The sequence below is a fragment of the Curtobacterium sp. B18 genome, from assembly GCF_000333375.1.
In the GTDB taxonomy this organism is placed as follows: Bacteria; Actinomycetota; Actinomycetes; order Actinomycetales; family Microbacteriaceae; genus Curtobacterium.
In genome coordinates, this window is sequence record NZ_BACZ01000271.1 from 1 (window position 1) to 1710 (window position 1710).

Annotated in this window: 2 protein-coding genes and 1 pseudogene; 2 read left to right on the forward strand and 1 reads right to left on the reverse strand. The window is 71.8% G+C overall.

Annotated features, from left to right (window positions below):
• Positions 1–4 precede the first annotated feature (4 nt).
• Both I5E_RS06835 and I5E_RS06840 read left to right on the forward strand, forming a co-directional pair.
• A complete protein-coding gene (locus I5E_RS06835) occupies positions 5–601 on the forward strand; it encodes a nitroreductase family protein (RefSeq protein WP_022906327.1) in 597 nt (198 codons plus the stop codon).
• 160 nt (positions 602–761) lie between these two features.
• Entirely contained in the window at positions 762–1520 is a 759-nt protein-coding gene (locus tag I5E_RS06840) for an HAD-IIB family hydrolase (RefSeq protein WP_022906328.1), read from the forward strand.
• Between the two features lie 39 nt (positions 1521–1559).
• On the opposite strand, the pseudogene I5E_RS23380 reads toward I5E_RS06840, so the two are convergent.
• Positions 1560–1710 (reverse strand): annotated as a pseudogene (locus I5E_RS23380) (phosphoribosylanthranilate isomerase); the annotation flags it as partial.

Genomic DNA, 1710 nt, shown 5'->3' on the forward strand with positions numbered 1-1710 from the left:
CCCCATGACCTCGACGAACTCCACCACGCTGACGCGTTCGACCGACTCCAGCCAGCCCCTCGTCCCGCTGCTCGAAGAGCGGTGGAGCCCCCGTTCCTACGACGAGACCGCGACGATCTCGGACGAGCAGTTCGACGCCGTCCTCGAGGCCGCACGCTGGGCCGCGTCGGCCATGAACTTCCAGCCGCGCCGCTTCATCGCCGGTCGTCGGGGCACCGAGACCTTCCGGAAGATCAACGAGAACCTGCTCGGCTTCAACGCCGCGTGGGCGTTCCGTGCCAGCGCGCTCGTGGTCGGCGTGCTCGAGACGGTGACCGAGGACGGCGACGAGCGTCCGTTCGCGCAGTACGACCTCGGCCAGTCCCTCGCCGCCCTGACGGTCCAGGCGCACGCCGAGGGCCTGCACGTGCACCAGATGGCCGGTATCGACGCCGAGGGCCTCCGCGCCGCGTTCGACCTGCCCGAGCGTTTCCTGCCGTACACGGTCACCGCGATCGGCACCGTGGCGGACCCGTCGCAGCTCGACGACAAGGCCGCCGAGCGCGAGGTCGCCCCGCGCACCCGCCTCCCGCTCGACGAGGTCGTGCTCGTCAAGGAGTAGCCCTCCCCCACCACACGCGGCCGCATCCCCGCCGGGGTGCGGCCGCTGTCGTCTCCGGGCCCCGTCGTGCCCCGCGCGCGACACCGCACACATCGCGCACCGCGGCACGACGAGCCCGGTCGTGCGGCGTCCGGACCGTCGGCTCTGGCAGGATCGGGGCATGACCACGCCCCGCCTCGTCGCCTTCGACCTGGACGACACCCTCGCCCCCTCGAAGTCCGCGCTCGACCCCCGGATGCTCGAGACCTTCGCGTCCCTGCTCGAGGTCGTGCCGGTCGCGGTGATCTCCGGGGGCAACTTCCAGCAGTTCGAGCAGCAGCTCGTCGCACCCCTGCGCCGCCGGGACGGGCTCGTGCTCGACGACCTGCACCTGCTGCCGACCTGCGGCACCGCCTACTACCGGTGGGCCGGTGACGACTGGGCACTGCAGTACGCCGAAGACCTCACCGACGACCAGAAGACCCGTGCCCTCGACGCGGTCGAGGCCGTGGCGAAGGCCGCCGGGTTCTGGGAGTCCGAGACCTGGGGACCCATCCTCGAGGACCGCGGGTCCCAGATCACGTTCTCCGCGCTCGGCCAGTCGGCTCCGGTCGACGTCAAGAAGCAGTGGGACCCGACGGGCGCCAAGAAGGACGAGCTCCGCCGTCTGGTGCAGGCCGAGCTCCCCGACCTCGAGGTGCGCTCCGGTGGCTCGACCAGCGTCGACATCACCCGGAAGGGCATCGACAAGGCCTACGGCATGCAGCGGCTCGCCGAGATCACGGGGGTGCCGCTCGACGCGATGCTCTTCGTGGGCGACCGGCTCGACCCCGAGGGGAACGACTACCCGGTGAAGGCCCTGGGCGTTCCGTGCCACGCGGTCGAGGGCTGGGAGGACACCGACGCGTTCCTCACGGAGCTGATCCCGACCCTGCGCTGACGCGCGACCGCGGTCGGCCAGGATGCGCGGCGTGCACCGTCAGGGGATGCTGCGGACCGCCTCGACGAACGCCCGGATCTTCGCGGCGTCCTTGACGCCGCGCTCGGACTCGACACCGCTCGACACGTCCACCCCGTCCGGGTCGAGCGACTCGATCGCCGCCACCACGTTGGCCGGGGTCAGTCCGCCC